At 74.9% G+C, this 18,438-nt stretch carries 14 protein-coding genes and 1 pseudogene; 13 read left to right on the top strand and 2 right to left on the bottom strand.

Features of this window, described 5'->3' with window-relative positions; translation table 11 throughout:
• Positions 1–92: 92 nt before the first annotated feature.
• The 3 genes from pcaDC (at position 93) to AC3CHW_RS05740 (ending at position 3,190) form a co-directional block, all read left to right on the top strand.
• Positions 93–1,400 (top strand): bifunctional 3-oxoadipate enol-lactonase/4-carboxymuconolactone decarboxylase PcaDC, encoded by a 1,308-nt coding sequence (pcaDC, locus tag AC3CHW_RS05750; protein ID WP_459250827.1) that lies wholly within the window; start codon positions 93–95, stop codon positions 1,398–1,400.
• Positions 1,401–1,663: 263 nt separating this feature from the next.
• The gene (locus AC3CHW_RS05745) at positions 1,664–2,308 is read left to right on the top strand and encodes an MBL fold metallo-hydrolase (protein WP_488469765.1); all 645 of its coding nucleotides are present in this window, start codon (positions 1,664–1,666) and stop codon (positions 2,306–2,308) included.
• A gap of 102 nt (positions 2,309–2,410) precedes the next feature.
• Entirely contained in the window at positions 2,411–3,190 is a 780-nt protein-coding gene (locus AC3CHW_RS05740) for an exodeoxyribonuclease III (protein WP_176164746.1), read from the top strand.
• 61 nt (positions 3,191–3,251) lie between these two features.
• On the opposite strand, the gene AC3CHW_RS05735 is transcribed toward AC3CHW_RS05740, so the two are convergent.
• On the bottom strand, positions 3,252–4,964 hold the full coding sequence (locus AC3CHW_RS05735) for an SGNH/GDSL hydrolase family protein (protein WP_488470975.1): 1,713 nt from the start codon (positions 4,962–4,964) through the stop codon (positions 3,252–3,254).
• A gap of 564 nt (positions 4,965–5,528) precedes the next feature.
• Here AC3CHW_RS05735 and AC3CHW_RS05730 point away from each other — a divergent pair.
• The 5 genes and pseudogenes from AC3CHW_RS05730 to AC3CHW_RS05710 form a co-directional block, all read left to right on the top strand.
• The gene (locus AC3CHW_RS05730) at positions 5,529–5,966 is read left to right on the top strand and encodes a DUF6278 family protein (RefSeq protein ID WP_398608378.1); all 438 of its coding nucleotides are present in this window, start codon (positions 5,529–5,531) and stop codon (positions 5,964–5,966) included.
• A 230-nt stretch (positions 5,967–6,196) separates the two neighbouring features.
• Positions 6,197–6,940 carry an amino acid ABC transporter ATP-binding protein gene (locus tag AC3CHW_RS05725; RefSeq protein WP_381161894.1) on the top strand — a complete coding sequence of 248 codons (744 nt, stop codon included), beginning with the start codon at positions 6,197–6,199 and terminating at the stop codon, positions 6,938–6,940.
• Positions 6,941–6,956: 16 nt separating this feature from the next.
• The gene (locus AC3CHW_RS05720) at positions 6,957–7,949 is read left to right on the top strand and encodes a glutamate ABC transporter substrate-binding protein (protein ID WP_488469764.1); all 993 of its coding nucleotides are present in this window, start codon (positions 6,957–6,959) and stop codon (positions 7,947–7,949) included.
• A gap of 13 nt (positions 7,950–7,962) precedes the next feature.
• Positions 7,963–8,607 (top strand): amino acid ABC transporter permease, encoded by a 645-nt coding sequence (locus AC3CHW_RS05715; RefSeq protein WP_176164750.1) that lies wholly within the window; start codon positions 7,963–7,965, stop codon positions 8,605–8,607.
• Positions 8,604–9,449, top strand: a pseudogene (locus AC3CHW_RS05710) (amino acid ABC transporter permease); the annotation flags it as partial. The gene AC3CHW_RS05715 and the pseudogene AC3CHW_RS05710, both read left to right, overlap by 4 nt.
• A 222-nt stretch (positions 9,450–9,671) precedes the next feature.
• Here AC3CHW_RS05710 and AC3CHW_RS05705 read toward each other — a convergent pair.
• Positions 9,672–10,475 carry a hypothetical protein gene (locus AC3CHW_RS05705; protein WP_488469763.1) on the bottom strand — a complete coding sequence of 268 codons (804 nt, stop codon included), beginning with the start codon at positions 10,473–10,475 and terminating at the stop codon, positions 9,672–9,674.
• Positions 10,476–10,805: 330 nt separating this feature from the next.
• On the opposite strand from AC3CHW_RS05705, the gene AC3CHW_RS05700 reads away from it, so the two are divergent.
• The 5 genes from AC3CHW_RS05700 to hydA all read left to right on the top strand — a co-directional run bounded on the left by AC3CHW_RS05700 (position 10,806) and on the right by hydA (position 18,436).
• Positions 10,806–12,842: a gamma-glutamyltransferase family protein gene (locus AC3CHW_RS05700; RefSeq protein ID WP_488469762.1), complete on the top strand. Its 2,037-nt coding sequence runs from the start codon at positions 10,806–10,808 to the stop codon at positions 12,840–12,842.
• 343 nt (positions 12,843–13,185) lie between these two features.
• Entirely contained in the window at positions 13,186–14,667 is a 1,482-nt protein-coding gene (locus AC3CHW_RS05695; protein ID WP_488469761.1) for a hypothetical protein, read from the top strand.
• A gap of 147 nt (positions 14,668–14,814) precedes the next feature.
• On the top strand, positions 14,815–15,657 hold the full coding sequence (locus tag AC3CHW_RS05690; protein WP_488469760.1) for a nitrilase-related carbon-nitrogen hydrolase: 843 nt from the start codon (positions 14,815–14,817) through the stop codon (positions 15,655–15,657).
• A complete protein-coding gene (locus AC3CHW_RS05685; protein ID WP_488469759.1) occupies positions 15,654–17,030 on the top strand; it encodes an aspartate aminotransferase family protein in 1,377 nt (458 codons plus the stop codon). The genes AC3CHW_RS05690 and AC3CHW_RS05685 overlap by 4 nt, the downstream gene beginning before the upstream one ends.
• Positions 17,027–18,436, top strand: a complete 1,410-nt coding sequence (gene hydA / locus AC3CHW_RS05680; protein ID WP_398608385.1) for a dihydropyrimidinase — start codon at positions 17,027–17,029, stop codon at positions 18,434–18,436. Before AC3CHW_RS05685 ends, hydA begins: the two co-directional genes overlap by 4 nt.
• Positions 18,437–18,438: the final 2 nt, after the last annotated feature.

The raw sequence follows: 18,438 nt of genomic DNA, 5'->3' as shown, positions 1-18,438 counted from the left end.
CGGGCGTCGCGACGCCGCGGAGACCCGTCAGCAGCCCTGCCAGGTCCACCCCGGCGATGTGACATCTCGTGACAGATGAGAGGGTCAGGCAGGTGAGTGAGACACCGAAGAGCACCTTGCAATACCGGTTTGACGGGCCAGAAGACGCCCCGGTCCTGATTCTGGGTGCCTCACTGGGTACCACGTGGCACATGTGGGACCGCCAGGTCCCCGAGCTGAGCCGCCGCTGGCGAGTGCTGCGGTACGACCTGCCGGGGCACGGCGGGGCCCCCGCTCACCCGGCTTCGGCCATCAGCGACCTCGCGGACCGGCTCATCGCCACGCTCGACCAGTTGGGCATCGACCAGTTCAGCTACGCGGGCTGTGCCATCGGCGGAGCCATCGGGGCCGACCTGGCGCTCAGACATCCGCACCGCGTCGCCTCGCTCGCGCTGGTCTCCTCGTCGCCGAGGTTCGGCACCGCCGACGCCTGGCGCCAACGCGGCGTCGTCATCCGTACCAACGGGCTCGACCCCATCGCCCGTACGGCGCCCGAGCGCTGGTTCACCGCCGGGTTCGCCACCGCGCAGCCCGCCATCGTCGAGTGGTCCGTGCAGATGGTGCGCACCACCGATCCGGGCTGCTACATCGCCGCCTGCGAGGCGCTCGCCGCGTTCGACATCCGCTCCCAGCTCGGCCACATCGGCGTGCCCACCCTGGTCCTCGTCGGCGCCGACGACCAGGTGGCGCCGCCCGCCGACGCCCGGGTGCTGGTCGCGGGCATCCCCGACGCGCGGCTCGCCCTGGTGCCCGGGACCGCCCACCTGGCCCCCGTCGAGCAGCCGTCCGCCGTCACCGACCTGCTCGTACGGCACTTCGCCAGCTCCAGCCACTCCACCCACACCACGGGCATGACCGCTATCGCCGCGGCGGCGCCCAAGCCGGTGCTCGCGCCCCCGCCCGCGCCCGTCTCCGCCCCCGTGGCGCCGATCGCCGAGATAGCCCCCGCCGGGCAGCCCGCCCAGGTACCCACGGGGGAGCCGGATCACCGGGCACGGGGCACGAAGGTGCGCCGCGAGGTGCTCGGCGACGCCTACGTGGACGCGGCCGAGGCCGTCGCGGACGAGTTCAGCGCGGACTTCCAGGACTTCGTCACCCGCTACGCCTGGGGCGAGGTGTGGGCCCGCCCCGCGCTCGACCGGCACGCCCGCAGCGTCGTCACCCTCACCGCGCTCACCGCGGGCGGCCACCTCGACGACCTCGCCCTGCACACCCGGGCCGCGCTGCGCAACGGCCTGACGCCCGCCGAGATCAGGGAAGTGCTGATGCACACCGCGGTCTACTGCGGGGTGCCCGCGGCGAACGCCGCGTTCGCCGTGGCGCAGCGGGTCATCCAGGAGGAGACCCGACCCGAGGGATAGCGGGAGTAGCGGGGTGGTGGGGTAGCGGCCGGCGGCCGGGCCGGCGCCGTTCCGCCCGCCGGCGGGCCGATGGCATCGGCTGGCGCGGGCGGCGCGGCCGGAGCGCGGGGCGCCGTGCCGTGGACGCGCCGGGCGCGCGCGTAACCTGGCGCGCGAACCACGACGCGCGGCGCTCGGCGACGACACCAGGGCGGCGCGCGGGACGCGGACAGCGGCGGCACGGCGCGACACGCGCGAAGCAGCGCGAGGAGGAGCGGTAGGTCATGCGGCTCACCAAGCAGGGGCACTCCTGCGTCCGGCTGGAGAAGGACGGCCGGACGCTGGTCATCGACCCCGGGGCGTTCAGCGAGCGGGACGCGGCGCTCGGCGCCGAGGCGATCCTGGTCACCCACGAACACCCGGACCACTTCGACGAGGAGCGGCTGCGGGCCGCGCTCGACGCGGACCCCGCCGCCGAGGTGTGGACCCTGCGCAGCGTCGCGGAGCAGCTCTCGACCGCCTTCCCGGGCCGGGTGCACACCGTCGGCGAGGGCGACACCTTCCGCGCGGCCGGCTTCGACGTCGAGGTGCACGGCCAACTGCACGCCGTGATCCACCCGGACATCCCGCGCATCACCAACGTCGGGTACGTCCTGGACGGCGCGGTCTTCCACCCCGGCGACGCGCTGACGGTGCCGGACCGCCCGGTGGAGACCCTGCTGCTGCCCGTGCACGCGCCGTGGAACAAGGTCGGCGAGATCATCGACTACGTGCGCGCCGTGCGCCCGACCCGCGCCATCGACGTGCACGACGCACTCCTCACCGACCTGGCCCGCCCCGTCTACGACCGGATGCTGGGCCCGGACGGGCCGGGCGTCGCCGCCGCCGACCACGGCCGGCTCGCACCGGGGCAGAGCCTGGAGCTGTGAGCCGGGCCCGCGCGGCGCGCACGGCGCGCGGTCACCGGCACCGGACCCCGGCCGCGACCGGCTCGCGGCCGGTTGTCAGACCCGGGCGGTAGGTTTACGTACATGCGCATCGCGACCTGGAACGTCAACTCGATCACCGCCCGCCTCCCGCGGCTGCTGGCCTGGCTGGAGAGCACCGGCACGGATGTGCTGTGCATACAGGAGACCAAGTGCTCCGCCGAGCAGTTCCCCTACAACGAGCTGCGGGAGCTGGGGTACGAGGTGGCGGTCAACGCCACGGGCCGGTGGAACGGGGTGGCGCTGGCCTCCCGCGTCGGCATGAGCGACGTGGTCGTCGGCCTGCCCGGCGGCCCGGACTACGAGGGCGCGCAGGAGCCCCGCGCGGTCTCGGCGACCTGCGGTCCGGTGCGCCTCTGGTCGGTGTACGTGCCCAACGGGCGCGAGATCGACCACGACCACTACGCGTACAAGCTGCGCTGGTTCGAGGCGCTGGGCGCGGCGGTCGCCGAGGACACGGTGGGCCCGCGGCCGTTCGCCGTGCTCGGAGACTTCAACGTGGCCCCCACCGACGAGGACGTCTGGGACACCGCGCCCTTCGAGGGCGCCACGCACGTCACCCCGGCCGAGCGCGCAGCGCTGGCCGCGCTGCGCGAGGCGGGCCTGACCGACGTGGTGCCCCGCCCGCTGAAGTACGACCGCCCGTACACGTACTGGGACTACCGGCAGCTCAGCTTCCCGAAGAACAAGGGCATGCGCATCGACCTCGTCTACGGCAACGCGCCGTTCGCGAAGGCGGTCACCGACGCGTACGTGGACCGGGAGGAGCGCAAGGGCAAGGGCGCGTCCGACCACGCCCCCGTCGTGGTGGACCTGGACGTCTGAGCCTGGGCGGCGGCGTCGGAGACCGGGCGAAGCCGCGCGCCGGGGCGCTGACCGGGGCCCGTCAGGGGGTCAGCAGCCGCAGGTCGACGGAGTCGCCGAGGGCACGCAGGCCCGCGTCGCCCGGGTGCAGGTGGTCGCCGCTGTCGTAGGCGGGCAGCAGACGCTCCGGTTGGTCCGGGTCGCGCAGTACGGCGTCGAAGTCCACCACGGCGTCGAAGGTCCCGCGGTGCTCGCGGATGAAGGCGTTGACGGCGGCGCGCCGCGCGTCCACCTCGGACGTGCAGCCGGGGAACCCCGCGCAGGGGGCGATGGTCGCGGCGAGCACGCGCAGCCCCCGGCCGCGGGCCCGGTCCGCGATCGCGCGCAGCCCGGCGATCACCGCGTCGGCGGAGGTGCCCGAGCGCACGTCGTTGACGCCCTCGAAGACGATCACGGTGCGGACGCCGGTCTGCGCGAGCACGTCGCGCTCCAGGCGGTGCTGGGCGCTGACCCCGCCCACGTCGCCGCTCACGCCGTCGCCGGGATAGCGGTCGGTGACGACGCGGTTCGCCGCGATGCCCTGGTTCAGCACGCCGTAGCGGGGGCCGTGCGGGCGGCTCAGCAGGCGGCGGGCCAGCACGTCGGGCCAGCGCCGGTTGGCGCCCGGCGTTGATCGTTCCCCGTCGGTGATCGAGTCGCCGAGCGCCACCACCACACCCGGCCCGCCGGCGACGTCCACGCCGGTCAGGTAGGGCCAGGTGGTGAGCGTGCCGGTGAACGCGTGGCCGTCCCGGTCACCCGTGTGGTCGCCGCTGCCGGCGGGGCTGAGGTACGAGCGCTGGGCGGCGTGCGCGTGCACCGGCGCGGCGTCGACGGGGCCCGGCAGGTGCAGGCTCACCAGCAGGTCGGCGCCGCGCGGCACGGTCAGCCCCACCGGGTCGCTGACCGCCTGCGCGCCGGCCGGAATCCGCGTCCCGGGCCGGCCGTCGAACGTCAGCGGCACCGGGTCGGCCGCCGCCGCGGCGTCCGCGCCGCGCACCGCGACGCTGGCGTGCGCGATGTCCGCCGGGGCCGCGGCGAACGTGTTCGCCAGCCTGATCCTGGCCCGCGGCCCGCCGACGCTGGCGCGCACGACCAGGCGCAGCGTCTGGTCCCGCCACCCCTCGCCCGTCCCGCCGCCCCCGGCCACCGGCGGCAGGCCGGAGGTGCTCGCGGCCCAGGTGCCGCTCCAGCCGGTGGCCGGCGGGCGCACCGCCAGGGCGAACACGTGCAGGTCGGCGTCCGGCCCCGGATCGGCGGGCAGCGTGAGGGAGGCGACGGTCCCGCCGCGCGCGAGGGGCACGCTCACCGCGTACAACCGGGCCGTCTCGCGCCGTTGCCCGGACGGCGTGTTGTGGTGCGGCAGGGCGACGGCCTTGGTGGCGAGCGGGCCGCCGCGCCAGTCGGGCGCGGTGAGCGTGTACGTGCTCCGCGAGCCGTCCCGGTAGTGGACCGTTCCGGTGCCGCCGGCGCCGGGGCCGACGCGGCCTGGGCTGCTGCCGGTGACCAGGAAGGTGAGGGTGTCGCCGGTGCCGGAGAGCGCGACGTGCTGGCCGTTGGCCCGCACGTTGTCGGGGCGGCCCGGCGCCGAGCGCGGCCACTGCAACCGGGTCGCGTCCAGGGTCAGGGCGCGCCCGGGGGTCCAGCCGGCCGCCGCCAGGTCCCGGGCGGACAGGGAGTTCCCCGCGCCGTCCAGGTCGGCGGCGGCGGGGTCGGCGTCGTCGCTGGTGCCCACGGTGTCGAAGAGCCGCTCCAGGGGGACCGGGCGGCCCGCCCGGCCCGCGGCTCGGGCGCCCTCACCGACGGCGGGAGCGGCGGCGGGCCCCGCGCGGCGAGCCGGCGCGGCGGTGGGGCCCGCCGGGTGGGCCTGGCCGGCGCTCGGGAGGGCGGAGGGGGTGCCGGCGGGGGAGCGGGTGGGCTGCGAGGCGGCCGGCAGCGGGCCGGCCTCGCGGGTCGGGGCGGGCGCGGCGGTCAGGGCCAAGGCCAGCGCGATGCCGCCCGCGAGGGCCGCGGCCGGTGAGGGGCCGCGCCGGCGACCGCCGGCCGGGCCGCGCGCCGGTCCGGGCGGGAGCTGGCCACGACGGGGTCTAATGCCGAACACGCGCGTCCTCTCTCGTCATCGCCGGGCGGCCCGACGGCGGTGGAGCCGCCGGCGGTTGTGCCGACAGCCGCGCTGGCGGGCCGGCCGTACAGCCCCGCCCGCCCCGTGGGACCCGGGAACTCCGGGCGGCCCAGGGGCCGGCGCGTCCCGACGGCCAAGCACCATCCCATGCCGCGCGCCTGTGGTGCGCACCCCCCGGTCGGTGCGACGCTGAACGGTATGAACATCTCCTTCCTGGGCCCCTGGCGCAAGCGGCACGGCGCGACGGGCGAAGCACAGTCGCCGCCCACCGGGTCGGCGCGGGAAGGGCTGGCCGAACTGCTCGCGGAGTGTGAACTGCTGCGGGCCCGCGCCGAGTCGGAGAACGTCGAGCTGGACGACACCCCGGCCTCCCTCGAAGCCCTCGACCAGTTGCAGCCCCGCTGGCGGGACGACCCCGAGGAGTCGCCGTGGCTGGGCAACGACGCGGGCCTGTACCTGGGCACGGTGATCGTACGGACCGTGCCGGGCGCCCAGTGGCGACTGGACGCGGACGGCACCCCGCTGGTGGTGCTCGACAACGGCCGGGAGATCGACGTGGCGGCGGTCGGGCTGGCCTGGGCGGAGGACGGCGCCCCCGAGCTGTCGCAGCTCTACGCCGAGGTGGACGAGGGCTGAGACCCACGGCCGCGTCCGCCGCCCGAACGGACGGGGCGGGCTCGCGGACCAGAGGAGCGGCCGACCCTCCGGGCGGGGCCGCTCCCCGCCCGCGTCGTCGGTGACCGCCGCCCGCCGTAGCCGTCATATGGCATCAATTACCCACACCATGCGTGTCATCCGCCATGTCCCTTATGGGGATGTATAGGTTGCGTTGACTGCGACACGCCTGAAAGTGGGTAGGGCTGCATATGGCCGTCGATCCCCTGATCGAACTGCGCGACGTCAACAAGTACTACGGGAAGCTGCACGTACTGCGGGACATCGACCTCACCGTGGGCCGCGGGGAGGTCGTGGTCGTGATCGGCCCCTCCGGCTCCGGCAAGTCGACGCTGTGCCGGACGATCAACCGCCTGGAGAGCATCGAGTCCGGCACGATCACGCTGAGCGGTACGCCGCTACCGGCCGAGGGCAGGGCGCTCGCCCAGCTCCGCGCCGAGGTCGGCATGGTCTTCCAGTCGTTCAACCTCTTCGCGCACAAGACCGTGCTGGCCAACGTGTCGCTGGCGCAGATCAAGGTCAGGAAGCGGAAGAAGGAGCAGGCCGACCAACGCTCGCGCGAACTCCTTGAGCGGGTGGGCCTCGCGGCGCACGCCGACAAGTACCCGGCCCAGCTCTCCGGCGGCCAGCAGCAGCGCGTTGCCATCGCCAGAGCGCTGGCGATGGACCCCAAGGTGATGCTCTTCGACGAGCCGACCTCCGCCCTCGACCCGGAGATGATCAACGAGGTCCTCGAGGTGATGCGGCAGCTCGCCCGGGAGGGGATGACGATGGTGGTCGTCACCCACGAGATGGGCTTCGCGCGATCGGCCGCGAACCGGGTGGTGTTCATGGCCGACGGCGCGATCGTGGAGGACCGCCCGCCCGAGGAGTTCTTCGGCGCGCCCCGCAGCGAGCGCGCCAAGGACTTCCTCTCCAAGATCCTCAAGCACTGAGCGGGCGGGCACCGACATGCGCGAGCTTCCCCCGGACCAGTCGCCGCCGAACCAGCCCCCGCCCCCGCACGCGACTCCGCACGCGACCCCGCGCCCGGCCCGGCGCCGGCGCGCGCTCGCCGTCGCCGTGCTCGCGGCCCTGGCCCTGGCCGCGGCCGGCTGCGGCAAGGAGGGCAGCCCGCCGGCCAAGGGACCACGCCCCGAGGCGCTGCCGCACTACCGCGTCGTCCAGGGCTTCGACCTCCCGAAGTCCGCGACCTGGCGCAAGGCCAAGCGCCGCGGGCACCTGGTGGTCGGCGCCAAGGAGGACCAGCCGTACGTGGGCGAGAAGGACCCGGCGACCGGCCGCTACAGCGGGTTCGACATCGAGATCGCCAGGATGATGGCCGCCTCGCTCGGCTTCGACCCGCGGCGTATCAGCTTCCGTACCGTCGCCTCCGCCAACCGCGAGACGGCGTTGCAGAACGGCCAGATCGACTACTACGTCGGCACCTACACCATCAACGACCTGCGCAAGCGCCAGGTCGGCTTCGCCGGCCCGTACTACGAGGCCGGACAGTCGCTGCTGGTGCGCGACGAGGAGGACGACATCCACGGGCCGGACGACCTGGCGGGCAGGAAGGTGTGCTCGGCCGCCGGCTCGACGCCGCTCCAGCGCATCGAGGCCGACTACCCCAAGGCCGACCCGGTCTCCTACGACGCGTACTCGATCTGCGTCGACAACCTCCTCACCTACCAGGTGGACGCGGTGACCACCGACGACACGATCCTGATGGGCTACGCCGCCAAGGTGCCCGACGAACTCAAGCTGGCGGGGCGGCCGTTCTCCAAGGAGCCGTACGGCATCGGCGTACCCAGGAGCGACAACGCGCTGCGCCTCGCGCTCGACGACGCCATCGAGGCACACCAGAAGAACGGCGACTGGAAGAAGGCGTACGACGCGACGCTCGGCCTGTCCGGCGTGCCCGCCCCGAAGCCGCCCGCCGTCGACCGCTACGCGGCGGGTTGAGGAAGGCAGCGCCATGGACGTGTTGACCGAGAACTTCTCGCTGTACGGCAAGGGCCTGCTCGGCACGGTCGAGCTGACCGGATACGCCTCGCTGCTCGCCCTGGGCCTCGGCATCGTGATGGCCGCCTTCCGGGTCGCGCCGGTCGGCTCGCTGCGGGTCTTCGGCACCGTGTGGGTGACGGTGCTCCGCAACACCCCGCTCACCCTGCTGTTCTTCGCCGTGCTGCTCGGCCTGCCGCGCTTCGGCCTGGTGCTGCCGTTCACCACCTTCGCCGTGCTCGCGCTCGGCTGCTACACCTCGGCCTTCATCTGCGAGGCGGTGCGCTCGGGCATCAACACCGTGCCGGTCGGCCAGGGCGAGGCGGCGCGCAGCCTGGGCCTGACCTTCGACCAGACGCTGGGCTCGGTGGTGATGCCGCAGGCGTTCCGCTCGGTGATCCCGCCGATCGGCTCCACGTTGATCGCACTCGCCAAGAACTCGGCCATCGCCGGGTCGTTCAGCGTCACCGAACTGCTCGGCACCTACAAGACCCTGAACGAACTCGGCTACAGCATCGTCTGGTCCTTCGTCTGGATCGCCGTCGGCTACCTGATCGTGACCCTGACCATCAGCGCGGTCTTCAACGTGCTGGAAGCGCGCTGGGGAGTGCCGCGATGACCCACACCGCCCTCTACGACATCCCGGGCCCACGGACCCGCCGCCGGCACCGGCTCTACGGGGTGGTCTCCACCCTCGTGATCCTGGCGCTGCTGGCCTGGTTCGGCTACCTCCTCTACGACACCGGCCAGTTCGAGGCCCAGAAGTGGCGCCCGTTCCAGTACGAGGGCATCCAGGAACTGCTGCTGCGCGGGCTCGGCAACACGCTCAAGGCGTTCGCGTACGCCGCCGTCCTCGCGCTCGCGCTCGGCGCGCTGCTCGCCGCCGGGCGGCTGTCCGACCACCGCCCGGTGCGCTGGCTCGCCACGCTCCTGGTGGAGTTCTTCCGGGCCATGCCCGTCCTGGTGATGATCTTCTTCGTCTTCGTGGCGCTCAAGGTGCAGCCGCTGCCCGCGCTGGTCACCGGGCTGACGCTGTACAACGGCTCGGTGCTCGCCGAGGTCTTCCGCACCGGCGTGAACTCGGTGGACCGGGGCCAGCGCGAGGCCGCGTACTCGCTGGGCATGCGCAAGACGCACGTCATGAGCTACGTCCTGGTGCCGCAGGGTGTGCGGGCCATGCTGCCGGCGATCATCAGTCAGCTCGTGGTGGCGCTCAAGGACACCTCGCTCGGCTTCCTCATCACCTACGAGGAGTTCCTGCACGCGGGGAAGCTCATCGCCGGCAACCTCGACTACGACCTGCCGTTCATCCCGGTGGTGTTGATCATCTCGCCGATCTACATCGGCATGTGCATGCTGCTGTCCTGGTTCGCCAACTGGGTGGCCAAGCGGCAGCGCCGCAACCCGAAGGTGGGCGCGGCGGAGGTCGCCGAGGCGCAGCCGGGCACGCTGTTGCCGGGCGTGGGCGGCGGCCCGGCCCCCGGCGACCCTGGCGGCCCCGGTAGCGCTGGCGACGGCTCCCGACCTGGCGGCTCCCGGCCCGGGAGCCCGGGACCCGGCAGCCCCCGGCCCAGCGGCCCCGGGCCCGGAGGGGGCGGCCCGGGGGCCGGTCGGCCCTGAGCGCCGGGGGACAGGGGACACGGGGGGACGGGGGAGCGGGGGAGCCGGGGCAGCCGGCGGCGCCTACTCGGCGCTCTTGGCCGCGCGGTGCCCCTTCGCCTCGCCGGGCGCGACGGCCGCCTTCGTCACGTCGGCCACGAACTCCACCACGTCGGGCCCGTACGCCTGCGAGTTGACCACCCTGAGCAGCACGCAGAACGAGCCGTCCCGCCCGCGCCCGCGCGCGAGCCGGGCGCGGTCGCGCACCAGGTGCCGCACGGCGGCCCGGTGCGTCACCGGGCGCTGGCCCGCCGCGAGGAACACCGGCCGGTCGCCGCCGCCCGCCGTGAGCCGGGCGAGCAGCACGTACTCCACCGCCCCCGGCTCCATCCGGTAGGCCGTGCCGCCGATGACGAACGTCCCCCGGTCCACGCCGTTCTCGTCGCCCACCCGCACCGTGACCCCGGGGAGCAGGTTGGCCAGGTGGGCGGCCAGCCGGCGGTGGGCGATCGGGTCGCCCACGCAGAACTCGGTGCGCGCGCCGAACCCCTGGAGCCCGGTGTCGTGCGGCGCGATCTCCGCGTGCGCCCCGCAGTTCTCCAGCACGGACGACAGGCCGAGCAGCGCGAGCGCGTCGTGCCGGGGGATGCTCCACTGGCTGGCGGCCGTGGTGTCCCGGTGCGTGACGAGCACGCACTCCGACCCCTCGGGCAGTCCGTAGAAGGCGCGCTCGCGGCCGAGTCGACGCCGGCCGGCCGCCGCGTGCGCCAGCCATCCCAGCGTCAGGCCCACGACCAGGGCGGCGCCCGAGGCGATGAGATCGGACTCCGCGCCGCCGGGGCCGAGGGCCAGGCCGACGGACTGCCATGCCAGTGGGGTGTCAGTCATGGCCGCGCATGGTAGCCGCCGTTCGGGTACGTGTTCGAGCCCTGCGGTGGGCGCGGGCGGGACGGAGCGGGGTGGCTTGTGCCGGTGGGCGCCTCATGCCGGGCCGTGGCTGGCGGGCGGTTCGCGTCCGGTGGCGGGGCCGCGCTGACCGTACGTCAGGTGGCCGCCGGTAGGGCGGGGTTCCGTGGGTTCGTGGGTGCTCAAACGTCCCCGTACGGGTGGCGTACGCCGGCGCTCGTGGGGACACGCGTACCCCGCACGTACTGTCGTCCGCTCCCACGCGCGAGTAGGCTCCGGCCGCTGCCGCCCGCTTTCTGCTTGGAGGTCAGGATGGTCCGCCCTGCTGTGTCGCTTCGCTCGACCGCCACCGCGCCGGGACTTCCACCGCCCGCCGCCGGCCGGTCCCGGAGCGGCGGCACCCGCGCCCGCCGCTGGGCGGCGGTGGCCGCGACCGCGGCGCTGCTGACCACGCTCGGCTCCGTGCCGGCCATCGCCGAGGGCCCGGCGACGCCGGACCGGGTGGCGGACGGCGCGCGGCCCGCGAGCCCCGCCCACACCCCGCCGGGCACGCCCGAGAAGACGCCGGTGGCCGTCGGCTACGGCGGCGCGGTCTCCAGCGTCGACCAGGACGCCTCCGCCGCCGGCATCGAGGTGCTGCGGCGCGGCGGCAACGCCGTGGACGCCGCGGTCGCCACCGCGGCGGCGCTGGGCGTCACCGAGCCGTACTCGGCGGGCGTCGGCGGCGGCGGGTACTTCGTGTACTACGACGCCAAGCGCAAGCGGGTCTCCACCATCGACGGCCGCGAGACCGCGCCGCGCAGCGCCGGCAGCGACCTGTTCCTGGAGAACGGCAAGCCGATCCCGTTCGACCAGGCCGTCACCAGCGGGCTCGGCGTCGGCACCCCCGGCACCCCGGCCACCTGGGACTCCGCGCTCGACCGCTGGGGCACCAAGTCCCTCGGCCAGGTGCTGCGCCCCGCGCAGCGGCTGGCCCGCGACGGCTTCACGGTGGACGAGACGTTCCGCTCGCAGACCGCCGACAACCAGGAGCGCTTCGCCGACTTCCCGGCCAGCGCGAAGCTGTTCCTGCCCGGCGGCAAGCTGCCCGTGGTCGGCAGCACGCTGACCAACCCGGACCTGGCCCGCACCTACGACCTGCTGGCCCGGCAGGGCGTCGACGCCCTCTACCGTGGCGAGATCGGCCGCGACATCGTTCGTACGGTGCGCACGCCCCCGGTCGCGAAGGGCGCCGACCGCACGGTGCGGCCCGGCGACCTGACGCGCGCCGACCTGCGCGCGTACACCCCCCGCTCGCAGGCCCCGAGCCGCTCCCACTACAAGGGCCTGGACCTGTACGGCATGGCCCCGTCCTCCTCGGGCGGCACCACGGTCGGCGAGGCGCTGAACATCCTGGAGAGCGCCGAACTCGGCCGGGCGGGCAAGGGCACGCACGCCGACAAGGGCGCGGCCACCGGCGGCGACCACGGGACCGCGCGGAGCGGCGGCGATGCGCGGCTGAGCGAGAAGCGGTTCCTGCACCGCTACATCGAGGCCAGCCGGATCGCCTTCGCCGACCGGGGCCGCTGGGTGGGCGACCCGGCGTTCGAGGACGTGCCGACCCGGCAGTTGCTCGGGCAGCGGTTCGCCGACGCGCGGGCCTGCCTGATCAGCGACGACAAGGCGCTGACCAGCCCGCTTCCGGCCGGCGACCCGCGCCACCCGAAGCGCTGCGACGCGTCCGGCACCGCGAGCCCCACCCCGTACGAGGGCCGGGACACCACGCACCTGACGGTCGCCGACCAGTGGGGCAACGTCGTCGCCTACACCCTGACGATCGAGCAGACCGGCGGCAGCGGCATCACGGTGCCCGGGCGCGGCTTCCTGCTCAACAACGAGCTGACGGACTTCTCCTTCGCGCCCATCACACCGGGCGTGCACGACCCGAACCTGCCCGGGCCCGGCAAGCGGCCCCGCTCGTCGATGTCGCCGACGATCGTGTTCGAGGACGGGCGCCCGGTGGTCGCGCTCGGCTCGCCCGGCGGGGCCACCATCATCACCACGGTGTTGCAGACCCTGCTGAACCACTTCGACCGTGGCCTGCCGCTGGTGGACGCCATCGCCGCGCCGCGCGCCAGCCAGCGCAACTCCGCCACCACGGAGCTGGAACCCGGCCTGTGGAACAGCCCGCTGCGGGCCGAACTCGAAGCGCTCGGGCACCGGTTCACCAAGAACCGGGAGATCGGCGCCGCCACCGGCGTCCAACGCCTGCCCGACGGGCGCTGGTTGGCCGCGGCCGAGACGAACCGGCGCGGCGGCGGCTCGGCCCAGGTGGTCTTCCCGCACGGGACGGCGCCCGCCGGGCGCTGAGCCACCGGCGGCGGCGCCGGCCGACGACCCCCGGCCGGCGCCGCCCGCCCGTGACGCCTGTCCGGACCGGCCCCGCGCGCGTGCTCCGTACGCGCCGGGCGCCGGCCGGCCGCCCCGGCACCGCCCCGCGACCGCCGTACGACGTAGCCGCCCCGTACCGGGGCCGGAAGTCGCCCCGCGCCAGGGGCCACGGCGTGGCGGGCCGTACCGGACGGGGGAGTGGGGGGCACCCCGCCCGGCGCGACCCGGCGCGCGCTCGCTGTCCATGCCACCGTCGCCCCCGCGGCCCCGTGCCGCGGCCCGTGCCCCCACGGCGCGCCGGTGGCACGACGGAGGGGGAGGGATGAGGCGCCCCAACGACCCCGAACCGGCCGCCGCGGCCGATCCGGCGGGGCCCGCCGATCCAGCCGGGCCCGTCGATCCGGCGGGGCTGGCCGAAGTGGCCGCCCTGGCACGGTTCCTGCGCGCGCTGACCCGGGTGCTCGACGCGCACGCCGGCTGGTACGAGGTCTTCGCCGAGCGCGACCCGCAGGGGCTGGCCGACTGTCTCGACGGTCGGGAGATCCCGCCCTGGGATGTGGTCGAGGCGCTCCTGCACGACATGGCCGCACTGCGCGGCCCGGCCACCGCGCACAGCGCCACCGAACGGGCCCGGTGGCTGTACCGGGCCGCCACCGCCGCCTTCGACGCCAGGCCCGGCAGCCGGGCCGTCCTGCGCGAGCGGCTCGCCGCCATGGCGGCCGAGGGCGACCGCGCGCGCCGCCGCCAGCGCCAACTGGTCGCCGCCGCGCACGCCGCGCGCCGCCAGCGAGGTGACGAGGCGGCGGAGCGGTACGCCGCGGACATCGCCTGGGCCTGGGACGACTGGCACCGCGCGAGCGCGCGCTGCGCCGAACTCCGCGCCCGTCTCGCCCCCGCCCCGGACGCGGAAGAGGGTCCGGCCCCGAGCGCGGCGGACCCCGCCCAGAACCGGGGTCAGGCCCCCACCCCGGCCCCGATCCCCGCCCAGAGCCCGGCCCCGGCCTCGACTCCGGCCCCCGAGCCCGCGTTCGGCCCGCCCCCGACTCCGACCCCCGACCTGGCCGAGGCTCCCGCGACTGGCCCGGCCAGCGCGCCGCCACCGGACGCGGGACGCGCGCCCGGGGGCCCGAACGCCCCCGTGGGGGACGCCCCCGGCCTCGCGGACGACGCCCGCGCCACCGACCCCGCCGCCGATCCGTCCGCCGCCGGCCCGTCAGCCGCCCAGTCGTCCGCCGCCGATCCGGCCGTGATCGGCCCGCTCGCCGAGCGGCGCGTGGTGGCCGGGGTCGCGGCGCGCGTGGCGCGGCTTCGGAGGGCCGGCAGCAGCGGCGAGGCGCACGCCGTGCTGTGCGAGAGCGCCGGGTGGCCCGCGTCGCTAATTCCGTTGCTGGCCGGGGCGTTGGCGGCGGAGGGGCTCGACGCCGACGTGGCGACGCTGCTGTGGGAGGTCGCCTCCCTGCCGCCGCCCCGCCTGGCCGCCACCCTCGCCGCGCTCGACGCGGCCGGCCGCGAGCGGGACTGCCGGCTGCTGCTGCGTCAGGGCGCCGCGCGGCCCGTCGCCGAGGTGGCACAGGTGGCCGGCGCGCTCGGCGCGTCCGGGTGCCGGCCACTGGTGGTCGCGCTGCTCGCCGCGCTGGTCCGGACGCGCGGCGGCGCGGAGGCGGCCCGGGTGGTGGCCGACGGGCGCGCCGCGCTGCTGGCCCCGCTGATCGAGGCCGCCGGCACGGTCTCGGCGCGCCACCACCGCGACACGGTGCACGCCCTGCGCATGACGGGCGCGCACGGCCTCCCCGATATCACCTGACAGGCCCCGGAATGTGATCGACTTCGTCGCTCACCGCCGATGGTCTTGCCACCGTCCGTGACGGGCCTTACGGTCGCATCCTCACGTGATCTACGCGTGTGGAGCACTGGTCCCCCTCTGGCTGACGGCCCGACGAAGGAGCAGCTCATGGCCACTGTTGTGCGTGCCGCGCTGGTACAGGCGAGTTGGACGGGCGACACGGAGTCGATGATCGCGGGGCACGAGGAGCACGCCCGCCGGGCCGCCGAGCGGGGCGCCCGGGTGATCGGCTTCCAGGAGGTCTTCAACGCCCCGTACTTCTGCCAGGTGCAGGAGCCCGAGCACTACCGCTGGGCGGAGCCCGTACCGGACGGGCCGACCGTCACCCGAATGCGGGAACTCGCCCGCGAGACCGGCATGGTGATCGTCGCCCCCGTCTTCGAGAGCGAGCAACCCGGTGTGTACTACAACACCGCCGCCGTCATCGACGCCGACGGCAGCTTCCTCGGCAAGTACCGCAAGCACCACATCCCGCAGCTCAGGGGGTTCTGGGAGAAGTTCTACTTCCGGCCGGGCAACCTGGGCTGGCCCGTCTTCGACACCGCCGTCGGCAAGGTCGGCGTCACCATCTGCTACGACCGGCACTTCCCCGAGGGCTGGCGGGAACTCGGGCTCGGCGGCGCGCAACTCGTCTACAACCCCTCCGCCACCGCCCGCGGCCTCTCCGCGCACCTGTGGCGCCTGGAACAGCCCGCCGCGGCCGTCGCCAACGCGTACTTCGTCGCCGCCATCAACCGCGTCGGCATGGAGAGCTACGGCGACAACGACTTCTACGGCACCTCCTACTTCGCGGACCCGCGCGGCCAGTTGGTCGGCGCGCCCGCCAGCGACACGGCCGAGGAACTGCTCGTACGGGACCTGGACTTCGACCTCATCGACGAGGTGCGCCAGCAGTGGGCGTTCTACCGCGACCGCCGCCCGGACGCGTACACCGGGCTGGTGCGGCCGTGACCGCGCGCCCCGAGGACCCACCGCCCCGGCCGCCCGGCGCCCACGCGGACCTGCTGCGGCGGCACCGGTCCGTGCTGCCCGCGTGGCTCGCCCTCAACTACGACCAGCCGATCGAGCTGACGCACGGCCGGGGCCGGCACGTCTGGGACGCCGAGGGGCGGCGCTACCTGGACTTCTTCGGCGGCATCCTCACGACCATGACCGCGCACGCGCTGCCCGAGGTCACCCGGGCCGTCAGCGAGCAGGTCGGACGCATCGCGCACACCTCGACGCTCTACCTGAGCCGGCCCATGGTGGAGCTGGCCGAGCGGATCGCGCAGCTCTCCGGCATCCCCGACGCCCGGGTCTTCTTCACCACCTCGGGCACCGAGGCCAACGACACCGCCCTGCTGCTCGCCACCGCGGCCCGCGGCTCCCAGCAGGTGCTGGCGATGCGCAACAGCTACCACGGCCGGTCGTTCTCCACCGTCGGCGTCACCGGCAACCGCGACTGGTCGCCCACCGGCGCCTCCCCGCTGCACACGCTGTTCGTGCACGGCGGGGTGCGCTCCCGTGGCCCGTTCGCCCACCTCACCGACGAGCGGTTCGTCGAGGCGTGCGTGGCCGACCTCACGGACCTGCTCGGGCAGGCGCACGGCCGGGTCGCGGCGCTGATCGCCGAGCCGATCCAGGGCGTGGGCGGCTTCACCTCGCCGCCGGACGGGCTGTACGCGGCCTTCCGCGAGGTCCTCGACCGGCACGGCATCCTGTGGATCAGCGACGAGGTGCAGACCGGCTGGGGCCGCACCGGGGACCACTTCTGGGGCTGGCAGGCGCACGCCGGCAGCGGCCCGCCCGACCTGCTGACCTTCGCCAAGGGCATCGGCAACGGCATGTCCGTCGGCGGCGTGGTGGGCCGCGCCGAGATCATGAACTGCCTGGACGCGAACTCCATCTCCACCTTCGGCGGCAGCCCGGTCACCATGGCCGCGGCGCTCGCCAACCTCGGCTACCTCATCGACCACGACCTCCAGCGCAACGCCCGCCGGGTCGGTGGGCTGCTCATCGAACGGCTGCGGGCGGCCACGGCCGGGCTCGACCTGGTGCGCGAGGTGCGCGGGCGCGGCCTGATGATCGGCGTCGAACTGGTGCGGCCCGGCAGCCAGGAGCCGCACCCGCGGGCCGCGTCGGCGGTCCTCGAAGCGGCACGCGAGGGCGGGCTGCTGATCGGCAAGGGCGGCGGCCACCACGGCAGCGTGCTGCGCGTCGCCCCGCCGCTGACCCTCACCGTCGCCGAGGCCGACGAGGGCGCGGCCATCCTGGAGGCCGCGCTGCGGGCGACGGCCGCCAACCCGTCCGTCCGGGCCGACGCAGAAGGGAACCACGCCTCATGAGCGAAGCCAGCCGTACCGTCGTCCGCGGCGGGCTCGTCGTCACGGCGGCCGACGAGGTCCACGCCGACGTGCTGATCGAGGACGGCCGGGTGGTGGCCGTGGCCGCGCCGGAGACCGAGTTCGCGGCCGGGTGGAGCGCGGCGCGGCAGATCGACGCGCGCGGCAGGTACGTCATCCCGGGCGGCGTGGACGCCCACACCCACCTGGAGTTCCCGTTCGGCGGCACGTTCTCCAGCGACACCTTCGCCTCGGGCACCACCGCCGCCGCCTGGGGCGGCACCACCACCCTCGTCGACTTCGCCGTACAGTCCCGGGGCTACACGCTGCGCGACGGCCTGGACGCCTGGCACGCCAAGGCGCAGGGCAACTGCGCCATCGACTACGCCTTCCACATGATCGTCTCCGACGTCAACGAGCGCTCCCTGCGCGAGATGGACCTGCTCGTCGCCGAGGGCGTCACCTCGTTCAAGCTGTTCATGGCCTACCCCGGCGTGTTCTACAGCGACGACGGCCAGATACTGCGCGCCATGCAGCACGGCGCCCGCAACGGCGGGCTGGTCATGATGCACGCCGAGAACGGCCCGGCCATCGACGTCCTGGTCGAACAGGCCGTCGCCGAGGGCCGCACCGACCCGCGCCACCACGGCGAGGTCCGCAGGACCCTGCTGGAGGCGGAGGCCACGCACCGGGCCATCGCGCTGGCCCGGGTCGCCGACTGCCCGCTGTACGTGGTGCACGTCTCCGCCGCCGAAGCGCTCGCGGAACTGGCGCGGGCCAGGGACGCGGGGCTGCCAGTCTTCGGCGAGACCTGCCCGCAGTACCTGTTCCTGTCCGTCGACAACCTGGCTGAGCCGGACTTCGAGGGCGCCAAGTACGTGTGCAGCACGCCGCTGCGGCCCCGCGAGCACCAGGCCGCGCTCTGGCGTGGCCTGCGCACCGACGACCTCCAGGTGGTCTCGACCGACCACTGCCCGTTCTGCTTCGCGGGCCAGAAGGAGCTGGGCCGAGGCGACTTCTCGAAGATCCCCAACGGGCTGCCCGGCGTGGAGCACCGGATGGACCTGCTGCACCAGGGCGTGGTCGACGGCCACATCTCGCGGCGCCGCTGGATCGACATCGCCTGCGCGGCCCCGGCCCGGATGTTCGGCCTCTACCCGCGCAAGGGCACCATCGCCCCCGGCTCCGACGCCGACCTGGTCATCTACGACCCGCGGGCCAGCCAGGTGATCTCCGCGCGCACCCACCACATGAGCGTGGACTACTCGGCGTACGAGGGCCGCGAGGTCACCGGCCGGTGCGAGACGGTGCTCTCGCGCGGCGAGGTCGTCATCGACCGGCGCACCTTCACCGGCCGCGCGGGCCACGGCCGGTACGTGCCGCGCGGCACCTGCGCGTACCTGCGCTAGCC

This window comes from Streptomyces sp. MGP-BFMKR1 (genome assembly GCF_057766585.1).
Note: the sequence above shows the minus strand (reverse complement) of the source record. Positions and strands in the feature narration are given on the sequence as shown.

Bases quoted from the DNA above. Each gene is read 5' to 3' on its own strand.
- hydA (WP_398608385.1), top strand. From the start codon at position 17,027: ATGAGCGAAGCCAGCCGTACCGTCGTCCGCGGCGGGCTCGTCGTCACG.
- AC3CHW_RS05745 (WP_488469765.1), top strand. From the start codon at position 1,664: ATGCGGCTCACCAAGCAGGGGCACTCCTGCGTCCGGCTGGAGAAGGAC.
- AC3CHW_RS05740 (WP_176164746.1), top strand. From the start codon at position 2,411: ATGCGCATCGCGACCTGGAACGTCAACTCGATCACCGCCCGCCTCCCG.
- AC3CHW_RS05695 (WP_488469761.1), top strand. From the start codon at position 13,186: ATGAGGCGCCCCAACGACCCCGAACCGGCCGCCGCGGCCGATCCGGCG.
- AC3CHW_RS05690 (WP_488469760.1), top strand. From the start codon at position 14,815: ATGGCCACTGTTGTGCGTGCCGCGCTGGTACAGGCGAGTTGGACGGGC.
- AC3CHW_RS05715 (WP_176164750.1), top strand. From the start codon at position 7,963: ATGGACGTGTTGACCGAGAACTTCTCGCTGTACGGCAAGGGCCTGCTC.
- AC3CHW_RS05720 (WP_488469764.1), top strand. From the start codon at position 6,957: ATGCGCGAGCTTCCCCCGGACCAGTCGCCGCCGAACCAGCCCCCGCCC.
- AC3CHW_RS05725 (WP_381161894.1), top strand. From the start codon at position 6,197: ATGGCCGTCGATCCCCTGATCGAACTGCGCGACGTCAACAAGTACTAC.
- AC3CHW_RS05730 (WP_398608378.1), top strand. From the start codon at position 5,529: ATGAACATCTCCTTCCTGGGCCCCTGGCGCAAGCGGCACGGCGCGACG.
- AC3CHW_RS05705 (WP_488469763.1), bottom strand. From the start codon at position 10,475: ATGACTGACACCCCACTGGCATGGCAGTCCGTCGGCCTGGCCCTCGGC.
- AC3CHW_RS05700 (WP_488469762.1), top strand. From the start codon at position 10,806: ATGGTCCGCCCTGCTGTGTCGCTTCGCTCGACCGCCACCGCGCCGGGA.